Source organism: Alloalcanivorax venustensis ISO4 (assembly GCF_015356855.1).
In the GTDB taxonomy this organism is placed as follows: domain Bacteria; phylum Pseudomonadota; class Gammaproteobacteria; order Pseudomonadales; family Alcanivoracaceae; genus Alloalcanivorax; species Alloalcanivorax venustensis.
In genome coordinates, this window is record NZ_ARXR01000020.1 from 1 (window position 1) to 25441 (window position 25441).

22 protein-coding genes are annotated in these 25441 nt (G+C 62.6%); 6 read left to right on the forward strand and 16 right to left on the reverse strand.

The window, feature by feature from the left end; translation table 11 throughout:
- Positions 1-465: 465 nt before the first annotated feature.
- Both pssA and ilvC read right to left on the reverse strand, forming a co-directional pair.
- On the reverse strand, positions 466-1254 hold the full coding sequence (gene pssA / locus ISO4_RS11515; protein ID WP_194856311.1) for a CDP-diacylglycerol--serine O-phosphatidyltransferase: 789 nt from the start codon (positions 1252-1254) through the stop codon (positions 466-468).
- A 208-nt stretch (positions 1255-1462) separates the two neighbouring features.
- Positions 1463-2479, reverse strand: coding sequence for a ketol-acid reductoisomerase (ilvC, locus tag ISO4_RS11520; protein ID WP_142950220.1), 1017 nt, complete (start codon positions 2477-2479; stop codon positions 1463-1465).
- A 123-nt stretch (positions 2480-2602) separates the two neighbouring features.
- On the opposite strand from ilvC, the gene ilvY reads away from it, so the two are divergent.
- Positions 2603-3484: an HTH-type transcriptional activator IlvY gene (gene ilvY, locus ISO4_RS11525; protein WP_194856312.1), complete on the forward strand. Its 882-nt coding sequence runs from the start codon at positions 2603-2605 to the stop codon at positions 3482-3484.
- Positions 3485-3505: 21 nt separating this feature from the next.
- Here ilvY and ISO4_RS11530 read toward each other — a convergent pair whose 3' ends face one another.
- The 4 genes from ISO4_RS11530 to ISO4_RS11545 form a co-directional block, all read right to left on the reverse strand.
- Positions 3506-4015 carry a DNA-deoxyinosine glycosylase gene (locus ISO4_RS11530; protein ID WP_194856313.1) on the reverse strand — a complete coding sequence of 170 codons (510 nt, stop codon included), beginning with the start codon at positions 4013-4015 and terminating at the stop codon, positions 3506-3508.
- A gap of 44 nt (positions 4016-4059) precedes the next feature.
- Positions 4060-4503 (reverse strand): hypothetical protein, encoded by a 444-nt coding sequence (locus ISO4_RS11535; RefSeq protein WP_194856314.1) that lies wholly within the window; start codon positions 4501-4503, stop codon positions 4060-4062.
- A gap of 159 nt (positions 4504-4662) precedes the next feature.
- Entirely contained in the window at positions 4663-5154 is a 492-nt protein-coding gene (gene ilvN / locus ISO4_RS11540; protein WP_067609676.1) for an acetolactate synthase small subunit, read from the reverse strand.
- Positions 5154-6875 (reverse strand): acetolactate synthase 3 large subunit, encoded by a 1722-nt coding sequence (locus ISO4_RS11545; protein WP_142949762.1) that lies wholly within the window; start codon positions 6873-6875, stop codon positions 5154-5156. Before ISO4_RS11545 ends, ilvN begins: the two co-directional genes overlap by 1 nt.
- A gap of 440 nt (positions 6876-7315) precedes the next feature.
- Here ISO4_RS11545 and ISO4_RS11550 point away from each other — a divergent pair, with 440 nt between their 5' ends.
- Positions 7316-7783, forward strand: a complete 468-nt coding sequence (locus ISO4_RS11550; protein WP_194856315.1) for a DUF4124 domain-containing protein — start codon at positions 7316-7318, stop codon at positions 7781-7783.
- Here ISO4_RS11550 and clpB read toward each other — a convergent pair whose 3' ends face one another.
- The 3 genes from clpB to rluD form a co-directional block, all read right to left on the reverse strand.
- Positions 7784-10369, reverse strand: a complete 2586-nt coding sequence (clpB, locus tag ISO4_RS11555; RefSeq protein ID WP_142949764.1) for an ATP-dependent chaperone ClpB — start codon at positions 10367-10369, stop codon at positions 7784-7786.
- 129 nt (positions 10370-10498) lie between these two features.
- The gene (pgeF, locus tag ISO4_RS11560) at positions 10499-11254 is read right to left on the reverse strand and encodes a peptidoglycan editing factor PgeF (protein WP_194856316.1); all 756 of its coding nucleotides are present in this window, start codon (positions 11252-11254) and stop codon (positions 10499-10501) included.
- Positions 11251-12222, reverse strand: coding sequence for a 23S rRNA pseudouridine(1911/1915/1917) synthase RluD (gene rluD / locus ISO4_RS11565; RefSeq protein ID WP_194856317.1), 972 nt, complete (start codon positions 12220-12222; stop codon positions 11251-11253). Before rluD ends, pgeF begins: the two co-directional genes overlap by 4 nt.
- A gap of 57 nt (positions 12223-12279) precedes the next feature.
- Between rluD and ISO4_RS11570 the strand changes: the two genes are divergently transcribed.
- A complete protein-coding gene (locus ISO4_RS11570) occupies positions 12280-13098 on the forward strand; it encodes an outer membrane protein assembly factor BamD (RefSeq protein ID WP_194856318.1) in 819 nt (272 codons plus the stop codon).
- Positions 13099-13104: 6 nt separating this feature from the next.
- Here ISO4_RS11570 and ISO4_RS11575 read toward each other — a convergent pair whose 3' ends face one another.
- The gene (locus ISO4_RS11575) at positions 13105-14730 is read right to left on the reverse strand and encodes an NAD+ synthase (protein ID WP_194856319.1); all 1626 of its coding nucleotides are present in this window, start codon (positions 14728-14730) and stop codon (positions 13105-13107) included.
- A 78-nt stretch (positions 14731-14808) separates the two neighbouring features.
- Here ISO4_RS11575 and ISO4_RS11580 point away from each other — a divergent pair, with 78 nt between their 5' ends.
- The 3 genes from ISO4_RS11580 to ISO4_RS11590 are packed head-to-tail and all read left to right on the forward strand — an operon-like array spanning position 14809 to position 17985.
- Positions 14809-15057 (forward strand): PP0621 family protein, encoded by a 249-nt coding sequence (locus ISO4_RS11580; RefSeq protein ID WP_142949769.1) that lies wholly within the window; start codon positions 14809-14811, stop codon positions 15055-15057.
- Complete coding sequence (locus tag ISO4_RS17170; RefSeq protein WP_194856320.1) at positions 15047-16603, forward strand: sensor histidine kinase; 1557 nt, start codon at positions 15047-15049, stop codon at positions 16601-16603. The genes ISO4_RS11580 and ISO4_RS17170 overlap by 11 nt, the downstream gene beginning before the upstream one ends.
- Before the next feature lie 2 nt (positions 16604-16605).
- The gene (locus ISO4_RS11590) at positions 16606-17985 is read left to right on the forward strand and encodes a sigma-54-dependent transcriptional regulator (RefSeq protein WP_194856342.1); all 1380 of its coding nucleotides are present in this window, start codon (positions 16606-16608) and stop codon (positions 17983-17985) included.
- Here ISO4_RS11590 and ISO4_RS11595 read toward each other — a convergent pair.
- The 6 genes from ISO4_RS11595 to ISO4_RS11620 form a co-directional block, all read right to left on the reverse strand.
- The gene (locus tag ISO4_RS11595) at positions 17958-19037 is read right to left on the reverse strand and encodes an NAD(P)/FAD-dependent oxidoreductase (protein WP_194856321.1); all 1080 of its coding nucleotides are present in this window, start codon (positions 19035-19037) and stop codon (positions 17958-17960) included. The genes ISO4_RS11590 and ISO4_RS11595 overlap by 28 nt on opposite strands.
- 72 nt (positions 19038-19109) lie before the next feature.
- Positions 19110-19694: a GspH/FimT family pseudopilin gene (locus tag ISO4_RS17300; RefSeq protein ID WP_194856343.1), complete on the reverse strand. Its 585-nt coding sequence runs from the start codon at positions 19692-19694 to the stop codon at positions 19110-19112.
- Positions 19695-19835: 141 nt separating this feature from the next.
- Entirely contained in the window at positions 19836-20249 is a 414-nt protein-coding gene (locus ISO4_RS11605) for a type IV pilin protein (protein ID WP_323745375.1), read from the reverse strand.
- Positions 20250-20302: 53 nt separating this feature from the next.
- The gene (locus tag ISO4_RS11610; protein ID WP_194856322.1) at positions 20303-23761 is read right to left on the reverse strand and encodes a pilus assembly protein; all 3459 of its coding nucleotides are present in this window, start codon (positions 23759-23761) and stop codon (positions 20303-20305) included.
- Positions 23762-23792: 31 nt separating this feature from the next.
- Positions 23793-24350, reverse strand: coding sequence for a pilus assembly PilX family protein (locus tag ISO4_RS11615; RefSeq protein WP_194856323.1), 558 nt, complete (start codon positions 24348-24350; stop codon positions 23793-23795).
- 36 nt (positions 24351-24386) lie between these two features.
- On the reverse strand, positions 24387-25433 hold the full coding sequence (locus ISO4_RS11620; RefSeq protein ID WP_194856324.1) for a PilW family protein: 1047 nt from the start codon (positions 25431-25433) through the stop codon (positions 24387-24389).
- Positions 25434-25441 lie beyond the last annotated feature (8 nt).

Genomic DNA, 25441 nt, shown 5'->3' on the forward strand with positions numbered 1-25441 from the left:
TGAGCCATGATCAAACTCTTCAGTTCAAAAAAGCGTTTAAAGTGCCTGCGCACTTAAATCATGCTCAGCTCGAAACAAATTCAACTAGGTTGACTTGTTCAAAGCCGATATCTTTTTTAGATACCTACTCCAAACAGGTCCCACACGTTTGCTTGCCTGATTGTTAAAGAACGTTGGAAGCGGTTCGTTTCGCTTCCCGACTGGCCTTTGGCGTTTCGCCGTGTGCCGTCGTTGTGGGGGCGCATTCTAGAGATTTGCGGTGACCCGTCAACACTTTTTTCATGAGTTCTTTATCAAACGGTCACCTTTTGAGCGGACACTGGTTGCCTCCGCAAGAGCGGCAACAATAAACCCATTAAAAACAAAGACTTGCAAGCCCTGATCAAGAACCGATCAAGGACAAAAAGAATCGGCCGGAGGCGCACTCCGGAGACAAGAAAGGCGCCTCGCGGCGCCTTTCTCTGTTCACGCTTGCGGCGTGCCCTTGCGTATCCGCCAGAGGCTCAGCAACAGCCCCACGGCGACATAGATCACCGCCACGGTAAGAAGCACCAGCGGCGGGTCCAGGAAAACGATAGCGAACGCCACGATCACCCCGAGCAGCACCTTGAACGGCACCCGCCCGATATGAAACTCCTTGAACGAGTGGTAGCGCACCGAGGACACCATCAGCAGGCCGGCACCGGCCACCACCAGGGCCACCAGCCAGGAGACCTCGTTGCCGTCGATGCCGCGGCTGGCCCCCAGCCATACCATGGTGGCCACCAGGCCGGCGCCGGTGGGGCTGGGCAGGCCGATAAAGAAGCGCTTGTCGGTGCTTTCCGCCTGCACGTTGAAGCGCGCCAGACGCAGAGCGGCACAGGCGAGATAGATGAAGGCGGCCATCCAGCCGAACTTGCCGAGCTCGGTGAGCGCCCAGGAGTAGGCCACCAGCCCCGGCGCCACGCCGAAGGCGACACAGTCGGAGAGCGAATCGTACTCCGCGCCGAACTTGCTCTGGGTGTTGGTAAGGCGGGCGACGCCACCGTCCAGGCCGTCCAGGATGCCGGCGACGATAATCCCCACCGCCGCCGCTTCGAACAGGCCGTTCATCGCCGCCACGATGGCGTAGAAGCCGGCGAACAGGGCGCCGGTGGTGAACAGGTTGGGCAGCAAATACACCCCCTTGTGCCGGGCACCGGTGCGGTGCTCCGCCTCCACCACTTCGAAGGGGTCGCTCTGGGGCTGCTCTGTGGTGCTGTCGTGTTCGGCCATGATTCCTCGCCGGTCATTGTGTGAACCCCAGTCTAACTCAGGCCCCGCCAACAAAAAATTTCCGGGAGAAATTTTTGACGTCGCGTAGCGACGGTCCGAAGGATGACCGCCAGGGATGGCGGGCACAAAAAACGCGCCCCGGAGGGCGCGTTTTTCGATGCCGCGGACTGAATCAGCGGCCTACACAAGCGACCTCAGTCGCGGATCATCAGTTCTTGCTCTTGTCGACGATCTGGTTGGCCTTGATCCAGGGCATCATGCCACGCAGCTTCTCACCCACCTGCTCGATGGGGTGCTCGGCGTTGAGTCGGCGGCGGGCGGTCATGCTCGGGTAGTTGGAGTTACCCTCGTTGATGAACATCTTCGCGTACTCGCCGGTCTGGATGCGCTTGAGCGCGTTGCGCATGGCGGCACGGGACTCGTCGTTGATCACTTCCGGGCCGGTCACGTATTCACCGTACTCGGCGTTGTTGGAAATGGAGTAGTTCATGTTGGCGATGCCGCCCTCGTACATCAGGTCGACGATCAGCTTGAGCTCGTGCAGACACTCGAAGTACGCCATTTCCGGCGCGTAGCCCGCGTCGGTCAGGGTCTCGAACGCCGCCTTCACCAGCTCCACGGTGCCGCCGCACAGCACGGCCTGCTCACCGAACAGGTCGGTTTCGGTCTCGTCCTTGAAGGTGGTTTCGATGATGCCGGTGCGGCCGCCGCCGATGCCGCAGGCGTAGGACAGCGCCAGATCCTTGGCCTGGCCGGAGGCGTCCTGGAAGATCGCCACCAGGTCGGGGATGCCGCCGCCCTTGGTGAACTCGGTGCGCACGGTATGACCCGGCGCCTTGGGCGCGATCATGATCACGTCCAGGTCCTGGCGCGGCACGATCTGGTTGTAGTGGATGCAGAAGCCGTGGGCGAACGCCAGGGTGGCACCCTGCTTCAGGTTCGGCTCGATCTCGTTCTGGTAGATGGCGGCCTGGTACTCGTCCGGGGCCAGCACCATCACCACGTCGGCGGCCTTCACGGCCTCGGGCACGTTCTGCACGGTGAGGCCGGCGGCCTCGGCCTTGGCCGCGGAGCTGGAGCCCTCACGCAGCGCCACCACGACGTCCACACCGGACTCTTTCAGGTTGTTGGCGTGGGCGTGGCCCTGGGAGCCGTAGCCGATAATGGCCACTTTCTTACCCTGGATGATGGAAAGGTCGCAGTCTTTGTCGTAGTACACTTGCATGGTTGTATCCCAATGACGGTTAACGAATGGTCGCTACCATAGGCCATACCCGGTATTGCGTAAAATGATATATTCGCAACACAGTATGCCGACTATTGAAATACCGGATTGGAAGACGCCCGCATGGATACCCGCCCGCTTCGCCTGTTTCTGGCGCTCGCCGACACCCTGCATTTCGGCCGCGCCGGCGACCGCTGCCATATGAGCCCCTCGGCGGTGAGCCGCACCATCCGGCACCTGGAAGAAGAGCTGGGCGTGACCCTGTTCCGGCGCGACAACCGCAGTGTCAACCTCACCCCGGAAGGCCGGCGTTTCCAGCAGTACGCCCGCGAAGCCCTGGCCCAGTGGGACAGCCTGCGACACTCCATGCAGGAGAGCAGCCGCGTGCTGCAGGGCGAGCTGAGCCTGTACTGCTCGGTGACCGCCAGCTACAGCTTCCTCTACGACATTCTCAGCCACTTCCGTAACGACTACCCCGGCATCGAGATCAAGCTGCACACCGGCGACCCGGCCCAGGCGGTGGAACGGGTGACCACCGGACGGGAAGACATCGCCATCGGCGCCCGCCCGGACACCCTGCCCCGGGGCGTGGCGTTCCGGCCGATACTGCGCTCGCCGCTGCTGTTCATCGCCCCCTCCGACCAGCCCGACCTGGCCGGCGCCCTGAACGGCCCCGCCCGGGCCGACGCCTGGCGCGACGTGCCGATGATTCTTTCCGAGGAGGGCCTGTCCCGGCAGCGCCTGGACCAGTGGTTCCGGGCCCTGGGCGTCACGCCGCGCATCTACGCCCAGGTGAGCGGCAACGAAGCCATCGTCAGCATGGTGAGCCTGGGCTTCGGGGTCGGCGTGGCGCCCCGCATCGTGCTGGAGAACAGCCCGCTGGCCGAGCGCACCCGCCCCCTGGAAGTGGAACCGGCCCTGGAGGACTACGAAGTGGGCCTGTTCACGCTGGAAAAGCGCCTCACCGACCCGGTGATCCAGGCGTTCTGGTCGCAGCTGCGTTGACTCAGCGAACCACCGCCCTTCCTATAGAGGCGTAGTCACCGCCCGCCATTGCCGCAGCTTCACCGGATAGGGAATCGACGCGTTCGCCGGGCTGGTGGACGGCAGGCGAGAAGTAGGGATCGCGGCAAGATCGGCGGGTAGTGTGGGCCCCACGTGACGCCGCCAGACGCTCTCCGCCTTGGCGCCGTTGAAAAAGATCACGCCGATGCGCGGATGGGCACGCAGAAAACCCTCGAAATCCTGAGGCACGATCGACGCTTCAAGGATATCCGAGTCGAGGCTGCTCGAGCGTGTGCAGGCTCGCAGCACGTCCCAGAGGGCCACGCCCTGCTCCGCCAGCTGCCGGCAACGTTCCGCGTAAGGGAGATCGGCTCGGATGTCGAAAAGGGTTTCGACGATTGGCCAGAACAGGTTGCGCGGGTGGGCGTAATACTGATTCGCCGCCAGCGACGCCTTGCCGGGCATGGAGCCGAGAATCAGCCGGTCGGCGGCGGGCCCGGACACCGGTGGGAAGCTATGGATATAAGACATGGCGAGCCTAGAGCCTGCGGATCGGCTCTGCGGAGACAGTTGCGCTATTCACCAGAGACCGGCGGCCACACTGACCGGTCGGGGGTATCCGAAAGACGATAGATTGAGTGGCGCTCACCCTCATAGTCTTCGTAAACGAACTCAGACAACCCTAAACCGATAATTTTGTTGCAGAAATCTCTCCGGCTCCCCCAGTTAACCAGCAAGTTGGTATTCTCATCGTATTCCTCGAAAGCGATATGGGTGAAGCAGGAGTAACGCCCAATATGGCCCCACATTCCCACTATCTCCAGCCGGTTACCTTCAACGCTTGTTGTATAAGCATAGGCACTACCGTCCGGAAAATACGAGGTATATCCACTACACGATTGACCACCGTCGTCGGACTCACACCACTTCCCCACCATGCGCGCCGGGTGCTGCTGCGCGCCGGCCAGGCCCGACCATATCCCCCAAATTAAAGCCAAGCCGCCCAATACTCCACGCATAGTCTTTCCCCCGGAAATGACGTCCGATGACTAGTCTTTAAAATACGTACATCCATTTCAACGCTCAAGAAACCAACATCGAATCGCCATTCCCAGCGCTATATACGAAAGAACCCCGCACGAGGCGGGGTTCTTTGGGACTCACAGTGTAAAGGCGACTCAGAGGCTGAGGACTTTCTCGCCCCGTGAGATGCCGGACACGCCGGAGCGCACCACTTCCAGCACCTGCGCTTCGCCGACGGCGTTGATGAACGCCTCCAGCTTGTCGGTGGTGCCGGTGAGCTGCACCGTGTACACGGTGCTGGTGACGTCGACGATCTGGCCCCGGAAGATGTCCACGGTGCGCTTGACCTCGGCGCGCTGGGCGCCGGTGGCCTTCACCTTCATGAGCATGATCTCGCGCTCAATGTGGGCACCTTCGGTGAGATCCACCAGCTTGACCACCTCGATGAGCTTGTTGAGGTGCTTGGTGATCTGCTCGATCTTCTTGTCGTCGCCGGTGGTGGTCATGGTCAGCCGGGACAGGGTGTCGTCCTCGGTGGGCGCCACCGTCAGGGTCTCGATGTTGTAGCCGCGCTGGGAGAACAGCCCCACCACCCGGGACAGCGCACCCGGCTCGTTTTCCATCAGAATCGAAATAATGCGTCTCATCAGGTGCGCTCCGTCTTGCTCAGCCACATGTCCCGCATGGCGCCGTCAGCGATATGCATGGGGTAAACGTGTTCCGTGGAGTCCACGTAGATATCCATGAATACCAGGCGGTCCTTGAGCGCGAAGGCTTCGTCCATGGCCGGCTGCAGGTCTTCGAACTTTTCCACCAACATGCCCACGTGCCCGTAGGACTCCGCCAGCTTGACGAAGTCCGGCAGGGATTCCATGTACGACTGGCTGTGACGGCCGCCGTACTGCATGTCCTGCCACTGGCGCACCATGCCCAGGGCCTGGTTGTTGATGTTGATGATCTTGATCGGCAGACCGTACTGCAGACAGGTGGAGAGCTCCTGAATGTTCATCTGGATCGAGCCTTCGCCGGTGACGCAGGCCACCACGCCGTCCGGGTAGGCGAACTGCACGCCCATGGCCGCCGGCAGGCCGAAGCCCATGGTGCCCAGGCCGCCGGAGTTGATCCACTGGCGCGGCCGGTCATAGAGGTAGTACTGGGCGGCGAACATCTGGTGCTGGCCCACGTCGGAGGTGACGAACGCCTCGCCGTTGGTGGCCTTGTAGAGCGCCTGCACCACCTGCTGCGGCTTCATCGGGCCGTTTTCGTTGACCTCGTAACGCAGCCCGTGCACCTGGCGCCAGCCGTCGATTTCCTGCCACCAGCGCTCCACGCTTTTGTGGTCCGGGCCGCTGTCATGCTCGTCGATCATGGTGAGCATCTCTTCCAACACCTGCTTCACCGGCCCGACGATGGGAATGTGGGCGGTGACGTTCTTGGAGATGCTGGCCGGGTCGATATCGATATGGATGATCTTGGCGCCCGGGCAGAACTTCTTGGCGTCGTTGGTGACCCGGTCGTCCAGGCGCGCGCCGGCGGCCAGAATCACGTCGGCGTTGTGCATCGACATGTTGGCTTCGTAGGTGCCGTGCATACCGAGCATGCCGAGGAACTGCTTGTCGGTGCCCGGATAGGCGCCCAGCCCCATCAGCGTGTTGGTGACCGGATAGTTGAGCTTGCGGGCCACCGCGGTGAGCGCCTCGCTGGCGTCCCCCTGAACCACGCCGCCGCCGGAGTAGATCACCGGGCGCTTGGCCTTGAGCAGCTCGTCCACCGCCTTGCGGATCTGCCCGGAGTGCCCCCGGGAGACCGGCATGTAGGAGCGCATCTTGACCTTCTTCGGGTACTCGTACGGGAAGGTCTTGTTGGGCGCCGTGTGGTCCTTGGGAATATCGATCAGCACCGGGCCGGGACGGCCGGTGCTGGCGATGTAGAAGGCCTTTTTGACCATCTCCGGGATCTCACTGGGGTCGCGGACCATGAAGCTGTGCTTCACGATCGGCCGCGACAGACCGATCATGTCGGTCTCCTGGAAGGCGTCGTCGCCGATCCAGTCGGAGCGCACCTGGCCGGACAGCACCACCATGGGAATGGAGTCCATGAAGGCGGTGGCAATGCCGGTGATGGCATTGGTCGCGCCGGGGCCGGAGGTCACCAGCACCACGCCGGGCTTGCCGGTGGAGCGGGCATAGCCGTCCGCGGCATGCGTGGCGGCCTGCTCGTGGCGCACCAGAATGTGATTGACTTTGTCCTGCTGGAACAACGCGTCATAGATGTGCAGTACCGCGCCCCCGGGATACCCGAAGATGTACTCCACTCCCTCGTCTTGCAGAGCGCGGACCACCATTTCCGCGCCGGATAACATTTCCACGATTGCTACCTCGAAATTAAAAATAGCGTTCACCCCGCCGAAAACCGGCGGAACGGGAGGGTGTTGCGTTTACCTGTGGAACGGACGCCGTATTTAGGCATCCCGAAGTCCGCGTGGAGGTGGCCGACGGCGAACACAGGTTGGGAAGCTCGGAGGGGGCACATACCCGCGCCGGAATCCTCCAGAGGCTTCACCAGCGGGACATGCTTGCAGTGATGCTGCGTTAGGACGTCGCGGTAACGGCGCCCCGGGTCCCGGCCACACAGGTGCCGGTAAGCGCCTGCGGGTTCCGATCTCCGGAAAGTACTGCAATATTGTCAGAAATGCGGGCGCTTTCAAACCCCTGGCGGGCCCTTTCTTACACAATAGGGACGCTTAGGGGCACTTGCACAGCGGGGACCGTCGCGGGCATTCTGATTCGCCGACCAAGGGGGCAAACAATGATCCGAACCAGCATCGCCAGAACACTCACGCCACTGCTGGCGCTCGCCCTGCTGGGCAGCGCCGCACCCGCCATGGCGGACAAATACTACAAATGGGTGGACGACAACGGGGTCACGCACTACGGCACCGCGCCGCCGGAGGACGGCGGCTCGGAAGCGGTGCGCACCTACGGGCCCAGCTCCGACCAGGGCAAGGAGATCAAGGCGTTGCAGGAGCAGCGCGAAGCCGCCGCCCGCGCCCGTGAACAGGCGGAAGAGCGGGCCCGCGAGGCCGAACGCGCGGCCGAGGAGCCGGAGGCCGTGGCCAAGGAGCGCTGCGAAGAGCACCGCGCCAACCTGGAGATCCTTGAGAACAAGCCGGTGGTGCGGGTGGAAAACCCGCAGACCGGAGAAATGGAAGTGATCGACCAGGCGCGCCGCGACGAGATGATCGAAACCACCCGCGCGGCGCTCGAGAACTGCTGATCAGCCTTTGCGGAACACCATCTCACTGCCGGCGACATCCACTTCGATGGTGTCGCCGGGGCCGAACTCACCCTTGAGCAACGCCTGGGCAAGCGGGTTTTCCAGCTGCTGCTGGATCGCCCGTTTCAGCGGCCGGGCGCCGTAGACCGGATCGAAACCGGCCTCCACCAGCTTCTCCAGCGCCTTGTCCGACAGCCGCAGCCCCATATCCCGGTCCACCAGCCGCTGACGCAGGTAGTCGAGCTGGATCGCGGCGATGCCCTTGAGCTGATCCCGGGCCAGGGGGTGGAACACCACTGTCTCGTCCACGCGGTTGATGAACTCGGGCCGGAAGTGCTGGCCGACCACCTCCATCACCGCGTCTTTCATGGCGTCGTAGTCGCCCTCGCCGGCCATGCGCTGGATCAGATCGGAGCCCAGGTTGGAGGTCATCACCACCACCGTGTTGCGGAAGTCCACGGTGCGGCCCTGGCCGTCCGTGAGACGGCCGTCCTCAAGCACCTGCAGCAGGATGTTGAAGACGTCCGGGTGGGCTTTCTCCACCTCGTCGAGCAGCAACACCGAGTAAGGCTTACGCCGCACCGCTTCGGTGAGGTAGCCGCCCTCTTCATAGCCCACGTAACCCGGGGGCGCGCCGATCAGCCGGGCCACGGAGTGCTTCTCCATGAACTCGGACATATCGATGCGCACCATCGCCTCTTCGGTGTCGAACAGGAACCCGGCCAGCGCCTTGCAGAGCTCGGTCTTGCCCACCCCGGTGGGGCCCAGGAACAGGAAGCTGCCGTTCGGGCGGTTGGGGTCGGAGAGCCCGGCCCGTGAGCGGCGCACCGCGTTGGACACCGCGGTCACCGCCTCGTCCTGGCCGACCACCCGGGCGTGCAGCGCCTCTTCCATGCGCAGCAGCTTGTCGCGCTCGCCTTCCAGCATCTTGGACACCGGAATGCCGGTCCACTTGGAGACTACTTCGGCCACCTCTTCCTCGGTGACCTTGTTGCGCAGCAGCTTGGTTTCCACCTGGGCGGACTCTTCCGCCTCCTGGGCGGTCTGCACCTTCTTCTCCAGATCCGGGATCACCCCGTATTGCAGCTCGGACATGCGGCTCAGGTCGCCGGCGCGGCGCGCCTGCTCCATGTCCACCCGGGCCTGTTCCAGCTCCGCCTTGTACTGCTGGGCGCCCTGCAGGGCCGCCTTCTCGGCGTTCCAGATTTCCTCCAGGTCGGCGTACTCTTTTTCCAGCGCGCCGATGTCGTCCTGCAGTTTGTCGAGCCGCTTCTTGCTGGCCTCGTCGTCTTCCTTACGCAGCGCCTCACGCTCCATCTTGAGCTGGATCAGGCGACGGTCGAGACGGTCCATTTCCTCGGGCATGGAGTCGATCTCCATGCGGATACGGCTGGCCGCCTCGTCGATCAGGTCGATGGCCTTGTCCGGCAACTGCCGGTCGGTGATGTAGCGGTGGCTGAGCCGGGCGGCGGCGATGATCGCGCCGTCGGTGATGTCCACGCCGTGGTGCACCTCGTAGCGCTCTTTCAGGCCACGCAGGATGGCGATGGTGTCCTCCACCGAGGGCTGGTCCACCTGCACCTTCTGGAAGCGCCGCTCCAGTGCCGCGTCCTTTTCAATGTGCTGGCGGTACTCGTCCAGGGTGGTGGCGCCCACGCAGTGCAGTTCGCCCCGGGCCAGCGCCGGCTTGAGCATGTTGCCGGCGTCCATGGCGCCGTCGGCCTTGCCGGCACCGACCATGGTGTGCAGCTCGTCGACGAACAGAATGATGCGCCCTTCCTGCTTGGCGAGTTCATTCAGCACCGCTTTCAAGCGTTCCTCGAACTCGCCGCGATACTTGGCGCCGGCGATCAGCGCCGCCATGTCCAGGGCCAGCACGCGCTTATCCTTGAGCCCTTCCGGCACCTCGCCGTTAACGATGCGCTGGGCCAGCCCCTCGACGATGGCGGTCTTGCCGACGCCGGGCTCGCCGATCAGCACCGGGTTGTTCTTGGTGCGGCGCTGCAGCACCTGGATGGTGCGGCGAATCTCATCATCGCGACCGATCACCGGATCCAGCTTGCCGCTCTCGGCCCGCTCGGTGAGATCCTGGGTGTACTTCTTCAGCGCTTCCATCTTGTCTTCCGCGTTGGGGTCGGTGACCGCTTCACCGCCGCGGACTTCCTGGATTTTCTCCGCCAGCACCTTCTTCTTGATGCCGGCGTTCTTGAACAGCTTGCCCAGTTCCCCGCCGTCGTCGCAGGCCGCCAGCAACAGCGCCTCGGTGGACACGTACTGATCGCCACGCTGCTGGGCCTCGCGGTCCGCCAGGTTGAGCAGCCGCGCCAAACCCTGGGACAGCTGCACGTCACCGTTGAACTGTCCCACCGTCGGCAGTTTATCCATGGCCATTTTCAAGGCGGTGATGACATCCGCCGGGTTGGCGCCGGCCTTCTCCAGCAACGGCGCCGCCACCCCGCCACTCTGCTGCAGCAATGCCAACAGTAAGTGCACCGGTTCGATCGCACTGTGGCTCTGGCCCACGGCCAGGGATTGGGCTTCGCCCAACGCTTCCTGCAAGCGCGCGGTAAATTTGTCCATTCGCATTTTCCACTCTCCTGATCACGCCTAACGGCCGGCCCGGACCACGGCACCGGCGCGTTATCGGTTGTTTAAAAACTGAGCTTTAAATGCGGACTGACGTGAAGCGATTCAAGAGGGGATTGTTGATCTGGATCAAGCCGGGGCGGGTTCCAGCCACACCATGGTGGCAAAGCGGCCGGTCTGGCCTTCGGCGCGGTAAGAGTAGAAGTGGACCGGATCACTGGCGGTGCAGTGGTCGCCCCCCGCCACCTCGAACACACCGGCGGCGTTCAGCGCCAGCGTGGCGGCGTGGGCCAGGGAGAAGCGCCAATGGTTGGGCTGGCTGTCGCGGCTGAAGGCGGCCTGATACTCCGGCCCCAGAGACACAAAGGCACGGTGCACGTCCTCGCCCACCTGGTAGGCGCGCGCGGAGATCGCCGGGCCCAGCCAGGCGGACAGCGGCTCACCGCCGGGCGCCAGCGTTGCCACCGCCCGGCCCAGGATACCGCCGTGCAGGCCGCGCCAGCCGGCATGCACCGCCGCCACCGCGCTGCCGTCCTGGCGTGCCAGCAGTACCGGCAGGCAGTCGGCGGTAAGTACCACGCAGGGCCAGCCCGGTTCGCCGGTCCAGACCCCGTCGGCGCGGGTGTCGCCGTCGCCGGCCTGGATGATGCGGTCGCCGTGGACCTGCTCCAGCCAGGCCGGCGGATGGTCCACCGCCAGCATCTTGTGCACATGGCGGCGGGCCTGCTCCACCCGCGCCGGGTCGTCGCCGCAGTTCATGCCCAGGTTGAAACCGTGCCACGGCGGCGGCGAGTGACGCCCCAGACGGGTGGTCACCAGAGCGCGAACCCGGGGATGGGGCTGCCAGTCGGGCCGCAGCCACTGGCTGATATCGGGAAGGGTCATTGTGCCTCCCGGTCCGCCTCCAGGACCTGAATCAGGGTCTGGAAATCCTCGGGCAGGGGCGCCTCGAATTCCATGTACTCGCCGCTGGCCGGGTGCACCAGCCCGAGCTTGAAGGCGTGCAGAGCCTGGCGGCGGAACCCGCGCAGGGCCTCGCGCAGCGCCTCGGTGGCGCCGGCGGGCTGCTTGAGCCGGCCGCCGTAAAGCGGGTCGCCCACCAGCGGATAACGGCGGTGGGCCAGATGCACGCGGATCTGGTGGGTGCGGCCGGTTTCCAGGCGCACCTGCACGCGGGTGTGGGCCCGGTAGCGGTCCAGCACCCGGTAGTGGGTGACCGCCGGTTTGCCGCCGTGGGTCACCACCGCCTGGCGCTTGCGGTCCACCGGGTGCCGGCCCATGGGCGCGTCCACGGTGCCGCCGCCGGTCATCACGCCCATGGCGATGGCCTGGTACTCCCGGTACAGGCTCTTGTCCTGCAGCTGCGCCACCAGCCCGGTGTGCGCCTCCACGGAGCGCGCGACCACCATCAGGCCGGTGGTGTCCCGGTCCAGGCGGTGGACGATGCCGGCCCGGGGCAGGCTGGACAGGCGGTCGTCCAGGTGCAGCAGGCCGTTGAGCAGGGTGCCGTCGGCGTGGCCGGCGGCCGGGTGCACCACCAGGCCGGCGGGTTTGTTGATCACGATCAGGTCCTGATCCTGATAAATCACCGGCAATTCAATGGCTTCCGGCTGATCGTCGATTTCCGGGGCCAGTTCCACCGCCAGGGTCAGCGCCTCGCCGCCCAGCAGCTTGTCCTTGGGCCGCGCGGCGCGCCCGTTCACCGTCAGCACGCCTTCTTTGATCCAGTTCTGCAGGCGCGACCGGGAGAAGCCGTCGAACAATTCGGCGGCCGCCTGGTCCAGCCGGATACCGGCGTATTGCGCATCAACCTGCTCAGTGCGCTGAATTTTCTCACCGCCAAGATGTCCCATGGTCCGACCTGTGCGTAGAATAGGCGCACCATTGTACCCTGTCGCACCGAGGATAAAATGCCACGATTGCTTTCGACCCTGTTGATCGCCGCGCTGCTCAGCGCCTGCGCCAGCAAACCTGACGAGGCCCCGGAGCGCACCGAAGCGGAACAGTACCGCGAAGCCCGCGAGTCCATGGAGTCGAATAACTACGTGACCGCCGTGGACCGGCTCAAGGAGCTGGAGGCCCGTTTCCCCTACGGCCGCTACGCGGAGCAGGCGCAACTGGAGCTGATCTACTCCCAGTTCCGCCTTCAGGATTACCCGCAAACCGTGGTCGCCGCCCAGCGTTTCATGCGCAGCTACCCGGCCCACCCGCGCCTGGACTACGCGCTCTACATGCGCGGCCTGGCCAATTTCTACATGGAACGGGGTTTCTTCGATTCCATGATGAACACCGACAAGTCCGCCCGCGACCTGTCGTCCGCGCGCGACGCCTTCGAGGATTTCGAGCGCCTGGTGACCCGCTTCCCGGACAGCGAGTACAGCGAGGACGCCCGCGCCCGCATGGTGTTCATCCGCAATGAATTCGCCCGCCACGAGTTGCACGCGGCCCGTTACTACGCCCGCCGGGGCGCCTACATTGCCGCCATCGGGCGCGCCCAGTACGTGGTGCAGCACTACCAGCAGACGCCGCTGGTGCCGGAAGCCCTGGCCATCATGGTGAAAGGCTACGAGCGCCTGGACCGCCCGGCGCTGGCGGATAAAAGCCGCCGCATCCTGGCCACCAACTGGCCGGACAGCGAATTCCTGGAAGACGACGACCAGGTGGATCTGGCCTGGTGGCCGAACGAGAACAAGGGCCTGCTGAGCCTGCTCACGTTCGACCTGCTTTAACCGCTGTCAGTCCCCCGGTCGCCAGCCGTTGGTGATCGGGTAGCGGCGATCCTTACCGAAGGCGCGGCGGCTGACCCGCGGCCCCACCGCCGCCTGACGCCGCTTGTATTCGTTGCGGTCGGTGAGCTTGACCACCCGGTACACGGTGTCGCGGTCAAAGCCGTCGCGAATCACCGCCTCGGCGCTCATGTCCTGTTCCACGTAGCGTTCCAGAATGGCGTCCAGCTCGTCGTAACCTGGCAGCGAATCCGAATCCACCTGATCCGGCGCCAGCTCCGCCGACGGCGGCCGGGTGATCACCCGCTCGGGGATAATCTCACTGCCCGCCTTCTGGTTGCGCCAGCGCGCCACCCGGTACACCCAGGTCTTGAACACGTCCTTAAGCACCGAGAAACCGCCGGCCATATCGCCGTAGAGGGTGGCGTAGCCCACCGCCATCTCACTCTTGTTGCCGGTGGTCAGCACCACCGACCCGTTCTTGTTGGACAGCGCCATCAGCAACACGCCACGGCAGCGCGCCTGCAGGTTTTCCTCGGTGGTGTCCGGCTGGTGGTCGGCGAACGCCTCCTCGAGGATCGACATGAAGCCGTTGAAGGCCGGCTCGATGGGCAGCGACCGGTAGTGCACCCGCAGTGCCTTGGCCTGCTGCTCCGCGTCTTCGATGCTGATGTCGGCGGTATAGCGGAACGGCATCATCACCGCCTCCACCCGGTCCGGGCCGAGAGCGTCCACCGCCACCGCCAGGGTCAGGGCGGAATCGATGCCCCCGGACAAGCCCAGCAGCGCGCCCTTGAAGCCGTTCTTGTTGACGTAGTCACGGGTTGCCAGCACCAGGGCCCGGTACAGGCTTTCCTCGTCTTCCGGCACCGGCAGCACTTCACCGCGCACTTTCAGCGCGCCGCCTTCGCGGCCCAGGTCCACCGGGACCAGCGCTTCCTCGAAGCTGGCGCCCTGCACACAGACACCGGCTTCGCCGTCCACCACGAAGGAGGCGCCGTCGAAAACCAGCTCGTCCTGACCGCCCACCAGATTGCAGTAAAGCACCGGCAGACCGGTTTCCCGGGCGCGGGCGCAGACCTGGTCGCGGCGCTCACCGGGCTTGCCGGCGCGGAACGGCGACGCATTCAGGTTGACGATGCAGGTGGCGCCGTCGCGGGCGGCCTGGGCCGCCGGCCCCTCGAACCAGATGTCCTCGCAAATGGTGATGGCCAGGCGCTCCCTGCCCAACTCGAACACACAGCTTTGATCTCCGGGCTGGAAGTAACGCTTTTCATCGAAAACCCGGTAATTGGGCAGGCACTGCTTGAAATACTCATGCCGGGGGCGGCTGTCCCCCGGGAACAGGACGCCGGCGGCATTGCGGCGCACGCCATTACGCACCGCCGGATAGCCCAGCACCACCGGTACCTCGATACGTTCGCCGATGTGCGCCAGCGCGTCGTCGACGCGGCCGTTCAGGCTGGGGCGCAACAACAGGTCTTCCGGCGGGTAGCCGGTGAGCACCAGTTCGGGGAACACCACCAACTCGGCGCCCAGCAAATTGCGCGCCTCACGAGCGGCGGCCACCACCGCATCCGCGTTGCCCTCGATATCCCCGACCAGCGGGTTGCGCTGGGCCATCACTACTCGCATATCACCAGCCTTTTCTCCATGGAGCGCTGATTGTACTCTGTAGCCGCCTGCCCTTGCACAGGCGTCGGGGAGATCCTTATGGGGCTGATACGGCTGCTTATCATAGCGGCTCTGATTTATCTGGTTTGGCGGGTCGTGAAAGGCCTGCTGGGTGAACGCCGCCGGCATGACGACCCGGCCGACGGGCCGGCTTCGCTCAGCCAGAAGATGGTCAAGTGCCGGCAATGCGGCGTGCATGTGCCGGAAAACGAAGCGTTCCAACACAACAACATGGCGTTCTGCAGCCAGGACCATCAGCGCCAATACCTGGAGCACCATGAGCCCTAGCCAGAGCTGGACACCAAGCCGTATCTACAACCTCTACCGCATCACCATCGCCACGGTGCTGCTGACGCTGTTCTATGTGAGCGAGCAGCGGCTGATCGGCCAGTACATGCCGGCTCTGTTCGAAGGCACGGTGTCGGGCTATCTGCTGCTGACGCTGGTGTCCTCGGCGATGGATTACAGCGAGCGGCTGCGCAAGCCGGGCTTCGCGCAGCCGCTGGCGCTGGTTATCGATGTGCTGGTGCTGGGTCTGGTGGTGCACGCCAACGGCGGCCTGGAAGGCGGCCTGGCGGTGCTGCTGCTGGTCAACGTGGCCGCCGGCAATATTCTGTTGCGCGGCCGCATGGGTTTCCTGATCGCCGCGCTGGCCACACTGACGGTGATGTTCGAGCAGTTCTACTTCGCCACCCAGACCGGCGACAAGGACCCGTTCCAGCTCACCGAGGCGGGCCTGCTGGGCATCGCCTTCTTCATGGTGTCGCTGATCATCCAGCAGATCGCCGAGCGGCTGGAGCGCAGCGAGTCCATCGCCGCCAGCCAGCGCGTGGCGATCGAGCGGCTGGAGGCGCTCAACCGGCAGATCGTGGCCCGCATGCGCACCGGCGTGATGGTGTTCAACAACGAGCACCGGATTCTGCAGTCCAACCCGTCCGCGGACGGCTTTTTCGCCATCCCCATGGTCGGCCAGCATCTGCCGGCGGCGCTGGTGGAGCGGCATCAGCATTGGCGGCAGGCGCCGCACATGGCGCAGAGCCCGCTGCGGGTGTCGCGCCAGTCGCCGCAGGTGAGCGCCCGTTTCGCCGACCTGGACACCGGCCATGAGGACCTCACCCTGGTGTTCCTGGAAGACACCGCCCGCGTGGCCCAGGAAGCCCAGCAAATGAACCTGGCTTCCCTGGGCCGCCTGTCCGCCACCCTGGCCCATGAAATCCGCAACCCGTTGAGCGCCATCAGCCACGCCACCGAGCTGCTGGACGAAGACATGGAGAAGCCGGAAGACAGCCATCTTCTGGGCATTATCCGCAACCATGTGAAACGGGTGAACGGCATCATTTCCGATGTGCTGGACTTGTCCCGGCGGCCACGCAGCCAGGCGGCGCGCTTCGATGTGGCACCGGTCCTGGAGGAGGTCACCGCCAGTTGGCACCAGCGCGGCATCCCCCGCGAGCGGTTGCGCCTGCAGCACCGCGACGAGGGCCTGGAAGTGCGCTTCGACCGCAGCCAGCTGATACAGGTGGTGGACAACCTGATCGGCAACGCCTTCGACCATGGCGGCGCGGACTGCCGGGTGACCGTGGCCTATGGCCGCCACCCGCAGACCCGGCTGCCGTGGATCTCGGTGGCCGATAACGGCGACGGCATCCCCGAGGACGCCGCCGCCCACCTGTTCGAACCCTTCTACACCACCAGCGACGGCGGCAACGGGCTGGGGCTGTACGTGTGCCGGCAGCTGTGCCAGGCGAACCAGGCGACCCTGGACTATGAGGACGCCCAACCCGGCGCTCGCTTTGTGCTAACCTGTGCTCACCCGGACCGACAGTTCCAATAATGATGACCGATAAGACTCCTCGTGTTCTGGTTGTTGACGACGAAGCGGATCTGCGCGAACTGCTCGTCATCACCCTGGGGCGGATGAAACTGGATGCCACCGCGGCCGACTCGCTCGGCGCCGCGCGGCGCCTGCTCGACAGCGACCGCTTCGACCTCTGCCTGACCGATATGAACCTGGGCGACGGCACCGGCCTGGACCTGCTGCGCCACGCCGCCCAGACCGCCCCGGAGATGCCGGTGGCGGTGATCACCGCGTACGGCAATATGGACGTGGCCACCGAAGCGATGAAGCTGGGCGCCTACGACTTCATCGCCAAACCGGTGGCGCTGGACCGCCTGCGGCAGCTGATCGAGGACGGCCTGGGCATCAGCCGCGCCGAGAAGACCGGCGACGGCGGCGAGGAAGAAGACACCCTGGTCGGCCAGGGGCCGGCCATGCAGCGCCTCAAGCAGCAGATCCGCAAACTGGCGCGCAGCCAGGCGCCGATCTACATCAGTGGCGAGTCCGGCAGCGGCAAGGAGCGCGTGGCGCGCTTGATCCACGCGCTGGGTCCGCGTCGTGAAAAGCCCTTCGTCGCGGTCAACTGCGGCGCGATCCCCTCGGAACTGATGGAGAGCGAGTTCTTCGGCCATCGCAAGGGCAGCTTCACCGGCGCCGTGGAAGACCGCAAAGGCCTGTTCCGCGAAGCGGACGGCGGCACCCTGTTCCTCGACGAAGTGGCCGACCTGCCGCTGCACATGCAGGTGAAACTGCTGCGCGCGATTCAGGAAAAGACGGTGCGCCCGGTGGGCGAGTCCAAGGAGTTCGCGGTTAACCTGCGCATTCTCTGCGCCACCCACCGGGATCTGGGCGAGGAAATGAGCGCCGGCCGCTTCCGCCAGGATCTTTACTACCGGCTCAACGTGATCGAAGCGCACGTCCCCCCGCTGCGCGAACGGCACGAGGACATCCCGGTGCTGGTGGAACACATCCTGGAGCGTCTCGGCGAAGCCTGGGAGACCCGGCCGCCGGCGGTCAGCGAGCGGGCTATGTCCGCCCTCGCCGGCTACCGCTTTCCCGGCAACGTGCGCGAACTGGAAAACACCCTGGAGCGTGCCCTCACCCTCTGCGACGGCGAGATGATCGAACCCGAGCATCTGCACCTGCCCAGCGACGACGGGCCGCAGCCGGCCGCCGGCAACGGCGGCGGCCGCCACCCGCAGCTGCCGCTGGAAGACTATCTGCAGGAGATCGAGAAACAGGAAATCCTGCGCGCGCTGGACACCACCCACTGGAACCGCACCGCGGCCGCCAAGAAGCTGGGCATGACCTTCCGCTCGCTGCGCTACCGGCTAAAGAAGCTGGAACTGGATCAGGACGGCGCCCCGGACAGCGAATAAGCCGCCGGATCCAGCGACGGCGTTTCCCCGCACATCAGGCGCACCAGCAGCTCGGCGCTGGCCGGCGCCGCCACCAACCCATTGCGATGCAGCCCGGCGGCGGCGAACACCCCGCGGGTGCCGGGCACCGGCCCCAGATAGGGCCAGTCGCGGTCGCTACCTGGCCGCACCCCGGCCCAATGATAGGACGGGGTCACCGACGCCAGCTCCGGTAGCAGCGACGCCGCCATGGCCTGCAAGGCCCAACGCCCAGTCACCGTGGGATAAGTGGTGGCATCGCCGGCTTTGAGCGTGGAGCCCGCGAGCACCGCGCCATCGGCCCGGGGAATCAAATAGCCCTCGTCAGTCAGCACAATGCTGCGCACCCGCCCGGGCGGCAAACGGTACAGCAACATCTCGCCTTTGGCGGGAAACAGCGGCAGGTCCACGCCCAGCGGTTCCAGCAGCGTCGACGTCCAGGCGCCCGCGCCGATCAGCACGCGAGGGGCGGTCACCCGGCCGCCATGACTCAGGGCCAGCTCGGCGCCGATGGCGCCGGGCCGCACAGCCTCCACCGACGCGTTGACGAACTCAACCCGCTGCGCCACCAGTGCCGCCCGCAGTGCTTTCAACAGGCGCGGATTACGCAGATTGCCAATGTCGGGAAACCACAGCCCGTCACGCTCCGGCGCCGCCGACAAATGCTGGCTCAGCGGCGCCGCCTGGCATCGCACCCCCCAGGACGACGCCCAGCGCAACGCATCCCGGCGCTCATCGCCGTCCACCGCCGCCCACAGGCCGCTCTCGTTCAGGTCCGAAGCACGCAACCCAGCCTTGCCCCGCAGACGCTCCACCAGACCCCGGTAGCGCGCCGTGGCGTCGTGGCTCAGCCGGTTCATGGGATCGGGGTAACGCCAGGCGAACAGCGGCGACAGAATACCGCCACCGGCCCAGGACGCCGGCGGACGCTGCCCGCCGGCGTCGATCACGGTGACACTCAAACCGCGGTCGCTGAGATTGAGCGCACTCAGCAAACCGACAATTCCACCACCGACAACGAGTACATCAGCCATAGCAAATCGTGGGAGTTGGATGACAGGAAGGGGAGCAACAATAACACAGGCTCGTCCTCCTCACCGCTCCGCCTAGGGGCACGGGAGTAAATCAGAGCCACGGGCACGACGCACCCTGCCGGTAGCCGCCACCACCAGACCAACGGGCTGTACCGCACCGCTCAGGGCGCACAGCGTGAACCGTCCATTGTGCCCGTAGCTCATCCCGGTAGCGGCGAAACGTACCCGCCGGGAAACGTGGTGGTTACTGCGTATGACGTAGCCCGGTTTCACAGGAGAGCGGATTTCGAGAACCCGGTTCCGTGTTCCATGGCAAAAACCCGTCTTAGCCGGATTATCACAACGGCCAGTATGGTCCGGGTCCTCGAACACCATCCATCCCCGCGACCAGTCGCCGGAAGGGAAAGCACATCCACCGTTGCGACCCATAGGACAGACCGAGACAGCCTGCCCGGTCTCAACCGCCTGGGTCCGCGCCACACTCAGCGAAGCGCGCAAGCTCCCATGCAATGCCACCAGACTATTCCGCTTTATCAGCGCGCTCATGGAAGGGGCCACCATGACCAGCAATACAGCGACAACCAAGACCGTGGTAAGCAGTTCGACTAGCGTAAAGCCCTGAAGTCCCCTGTTCGGGGTCCGCTTTACTACACCCATCACTCACATCCTTGTGTATGGAAGGTGCCTTCAGACTAAATGATGGGGAGAGAGTCACAATAAGAGGACGCCGACAGAGTCTGTCGGCGTTTTCGGAAATGATCTTGTGGGGTGGCTTACAGAGAGGACGCAGGCACCATATCAGCGCCAGCATTCGGCCGCGGTTTTGGTGGCGCTTTCCACATCAGTCTTACCTGTCTGGGTAAGCGTCAGGTTGCCGCACTGATTCGCGCCCGTTGCCTTCTTTCGTGTCGCCACCAGAGTGAAGGTGTTATCCGCCGCTGGGGCTTTCACCGATACTGCATACATACCTGTCTCTGAGTCCACGGCCGACGAAATGCAGTTTTTATAGGTGCCCTTGGTGGAATAGCAGCGCTCCATTCGTGTGGCCGCCTGGGTCAGTACGGCTTTCCCTTCCGCCAATCGGCCACGCTCAACCTGCTCTTGATAGCTGGGGTAAGCGACAGCGGCAAGAATCGCCACAATGACCACCACGATCATAAGTTCGATCAGCGTGAACCCAACCTGTTTGTGAGATTGCATGGTTTTTTTCATAACCCATCCGGTGTATGAGCCGGCTCCAAGATGCGGAGCCGGCGCTTCACTGTTCAGCGCAGCTGCCGCCAGGATTGTCGGCCCAGCAAGCCACCCAGGCCCTTCAGGCCAACCCTGGCTATATCGCCATCCGAGGTGCTGCCATAACCCTGATCGACATTCGCCGCACCACTGATGAAATTAACGCGGCTCAAAATGCTGTCAAAGCCGATTGAAGAGGCAGGCACTTTAACGCCGCCGTCGTTGACATAGTCCTCTTCATCGATCTTCCCATCCTCGTTGACGTCAATGACACCGCCGTCGATCTGACCTCCATTATTCTTACTAATGGCGATCAACCAACTGCTGCCGCCGCCGTCACAAGGGCTTACGGAAGGAATAAGAGACACGAACACAACGGCTTCACCACGAATGGTGGGGCGAACCACGACACGCTCGCCCTCGCTGCCGGTGTTCGGCGATATCAGATCGATACGCCAGCCAGCATCACCATCAGATATTTCATTATCGGAGAAGATCCGGTAGGGGCGCGACTCACCACTGATGGTCAGTTCCCCTTCGGAGTTAATCCGCTGCTCCAGGAGATCACCCCGACTCACGGTGCCTTTTAGGTCGTCATCGAAAATGCCATACAGGCTTTGAACGCTGGTATCGCTGACGTCGCCGTTCTCCAGGTACTTCCCGGTGCCGAAGACCACTACATTCTGATCATTTTCGGTGACGGTCACTTCCGGTCGTGACGTGATCGGCTGACGATTGCTTCCATCGGTGGCGATGAACATGGGATCGGGACTGTTGGCGTTTCCGAAAGCGGATTTCCAGCCGTTGTTACCAGGCTCGAACTTCCACAAGTTGCCACGCAAATCGCCGGCGTATATGACATTCGCGAAATAGCCGTCACCGCTGTTGATGGCAGTGACACCGGCCATGCCGTTCTCAGTGCTGGTACCGACCATAACCGGCGCATCGCCAACCAGTGAGCCGTCCGAAAGATCCAGGGCGAACAGCGCGGCTTTGCCACTGTCACTGTTATAGCCGTTGCCAAAGACAACGTGCCACTCGGAGGCACTTTCATTGACCGGAACCACCGAGACTTCTTTCACACCCTCCCCAAGCTCCGGATGGGTGAATTCCCACATCAGTGTGGGATTGTCCGGATTACTGATATCAAGCGCGAAAAGGCCCTTGCCGCCGGCGTTGAGGCTTCCAATCAGAATGGTCTTCCAGCCGCCGCCGATATACGCATCGGTAACGATCGGCGCGCCGTCCACATAAAAGCTGTGGGCATAATTGGGATCGGTAAGCGCTGGCAGCTTGTCGAAAAGCATGCTCGGGATATAGGCAAAGACTTCATCACCATCGTCAGCGTCAAACGCATGCAGCATGCCATCGTTGGCGCCAACGTAGATCATTTCATTACGGTTTTCCTTATCGTCAAGATAAGTGGTGTACTTACGGCCCGCCTCGTTGGGCAGCAGCTGATAGCCGTAGCCCTCCGAACCACTGAACGCCGGATTTGAATTAATAATGTCGCCCAGACGGGAATCTCTATTACGGAACGCACCACCGTTACGCATTTCCAGGCGCCGGTCACCGCGCAGATATCTGACACGCTGCTGACCTAGAGTGGCATTGTTGTCGGCGCCATCCAGCGCATCTTTCTGGTCGGCGGACAAATTATCCCAGAAAAACTCCGTGAGCACGGGATCAAGATTATCGGTGGGGTCATCGAAGTAAGTGTAAATTTCTCTGGACCCATTAACGTTCATAATGTCGTCATCGCTGGCTTTATCCAGCTGGCTCGCGGCCTTCCAACCAACACCCTCTATCTCACCATCGGTATTCACCTCATAGGAAATCAGATCGCCCTCCCAGCTGTCGCTGTCGAACAGGGCCTGGTAGATGGCGCTGTCTGTGTCCAGCCGGGTCGAATTAGCGGCAATGGAAGACGATGAGCCGGTCCCTCTATTGACGATGTCGGAAAGCATGGAGGTCATTTCGCGGGTAAACGTCTCCGGATCGTCGGCGCCGAAGAACTCGCCCCGACCATTCACCGCAGCATGGAGCAAGTCATCGATCTTGGCCGAATTGCCGCTGTTAGGATCGGGCCAGTCAACGGTTTCATCAGGCTCTTTAGCCAGAGTTTCTATAGAAGGAAGGCTCCCATCGACGCCGAGACCGACACCGTAGGTCACCATGTGCTGCCAGAAGGCCGGATCGCGCTCGTCGGTGCCGACGATGTTGTCCATGTCGGTGCGCAGATCACGTTTCCAGTAGTCCATGGCCACATCAGCCAGCGTATTGCTGTGCCCATCTCTGTACAGTGGCGTGACGGCCGGGTCGTACTGATAGCTTTTCCCACCAGGGCCGGTAATCACCTGGCCCGCTTCGTTGTCCGTGTTGCCGACACCAGGGCTATTGCCGCCGTAATAGCCATCGGTCATCAAAACAGAGAAGCTTCTCCGGCAGGCGTAGTCACTGCCGCCGCCCGAACCCGGCGTGCTGCTCCAGGGGCCCTGGCTGTCGCTCCGCTCGTAATACTCCCCCACGTCCTTGAGCGCGCCTCTTAACGGTGTACTGCCACCCGGTTCGGAAGCATACAAAAGCCGGAAGAACTCACCGCGGTCATCACCCTGAAAGTTACGGACTCCGCGACGCAGCGTACCTGTATTCTGCCCGTCAACGTTGTGAAACCCCTGGTTGAGAGTGCCGAAGCCGACACGCAGCGATTCCGGCTGCTCCGAAAACGCGATCCCTACGCCCGCCTTGGCTGTCATCATTCGGGTACGATAGTAGCTGAACCAGTTAGCAAAGTTTTGTTTTTCCGCGTCGGGGATGGGGCTAACACTTTCGTAACAAGCGTCATCATACACCGATCCACATCCGTATTTTCCTGCGTCATACTCATAATAAAACGCAGCACCGGCCTCTCCGTTTGGACTGATCGAAAAGCCATTCTCTTCGCAATTATAGCCACAATCCCCGTAATAATAGTAGTCATCCATAACGGCTCGATAATTCGTGCTCAGATTCACATATTCAGCTTCGTCAGGATTCGTATCGTAGCCATTGATGGGCGCCTTATTGAAATCCACTGATGGATAACGGGATTCATCTGCTTTAGGCGGTGGTGTATAAGTTTTTCCTGGATCGAAATATTGGTTATTGAGCTTAGGTGAGGCCAAATATTTTACGTTGTCAATGCCCCGAGCACATAATCTGTCATCACCGAACCAGAACACGCCGCCATCACAGTCGCCAATAGAATTTCTGTAGTAATAAACTATCTGTTCACTAACTGAGAACCGGTCAACTAGGTCATCGGGCATAAACCCCCAGGTCATGGACCCAGAGTCATCCAGAACAAACATGAGGTTCGGGCTTACGCCACCGATGACGAACAGCGGAATCTGCGAGATGGAAACGTCTGCGCGCAGATGCCCTGTAGCCAGTATCGCCGCCACGAATATACCAACGTGAAGAAAACGACGGTTTAGTTTTACTCCGTTCATCACATTACCCCCAAAGGGTTATAGTTCCTGCTCAACGGCGGTATATGCTTTCCACTATCGCCACTGTTGTCTGATTTTTGCCAAACCCGCGCGCCACAACGCGGTAAAGCTCATATTCTTCTTTGACCGTACCGTCACCGATCGCCTTAGAGGCACCGGATGAGCCTGTAATCACAACGGGCGGCATCCTCTCGATATAAAACTCGGGTGGCTCGCTCCATTCCATATCCTGGCCGGTACCACCACCGGAAGAGACGCTGTAGGTCACGACACCGTCGCCGGTATCGCCGGGATCGGAGGCGTTATCCGGCCAATCCGGTCGTGTCTTACCGTCACCCTGGTCATACCATCCGGTTGCGTTGAAATTGGGAGCCGTAATCGAGCTTAGAACACTCTCGCCTTGACGCAGCGCGGTCTCCGCGGCCTGAAACGCGGTGTTTTGATCAGACAGTGCGCCGGACATTCGTTCCTGTAATGTCGTTCCTCGCATCGCGGTCACTCCGAGCAAGGTCATCACCAGAAGCAGTATCAGGCCGATTACCAGCGCAGCCCCGCTCTGATGTGTATGGAAACGCACCTGCTTCTTCATGGTCTTTCTCTTCGTTATGTCGTTCGGATATTCGGTTTAAGGTGCTCGGTTCCGCACCGTGGCCGTGCTGCTCATCACGTACCGAAGCCTTCCGTCGTCACGGTTTATGACGTCACCATCGAGAACAAACCCTTGCTCACCGTCGACGATATTCTGGCGCTCCCCGCGCAGAAGCATGGATGTCCGAACAGCCATAATCCTGTTGAGTTGCGACGTTGTAGGCGCCTCGGTGTAGCTGTCCAGCTCGCGATCTTCATTGCTATCCAGGCCATAACGAAAACTGAGCTGATCCACGCCCGCGACCAGCTCTTCCGCGTTCTCGCCGGCAGTCAGCTTTTTCCGGAATAGAGATGGCACGCCTGCTACGTTGTTAGCCACGTAAAAAACGTTACTTTGGATTTTGGAAATGATGGCACCCTGGCCATAGTTATGACCCAGCGATGACGTCGTGTTCCCCGGGGATGCCGAGTTGCCAGTATTATTGGTGACGGCTGCGGACGTTCCACCACCGCCTTCGCCAGTAATCTGCACCACAGTTGCTTGAGAGCAATCGGACACCACCGCGATGTCTCCTTTACTTAGACCATGGCCCTTCTCCAGATGAATACTGGCTTTGCTGGCGTCGCCGGACTGGTAGGGAGGCGTAAGGCTTACCGAACTGGCGTCCGCGCTGCGGATCAACACGATGTCATTGCCAGGGAGCGGCTCCAAGGCCTGAATGGAGGCCGGCAACGCCGGACTCCATCCTCCGCTGTCGTTGGCGTTGTAAGCCATCAGCGGGGAACCGGCGAAATCATAGGAAAAATCGTAATCGCTACTGCTGCTGTCCAGATTATTCTGGACCGGAACATTGTTACGGCAACCGAAGTAGCCCGCCATTCGCAGATCTTTCATCAAAAAATGGAAGGCAAAACGACCGTTTTCCTGAAGACGCGACATTTCGTCTTGAAGAACATAAGCCTGCTTGTTGCTGCTGAAGATCTGTATCAACCCGCCGATCAGCAGAGAGCTGACGACCAGTGCGACCATGATCTCCACAAGCCCGATGCCGGCCTGACGTCTTTGCCTTGATAACAGGGTCACAATGGGGA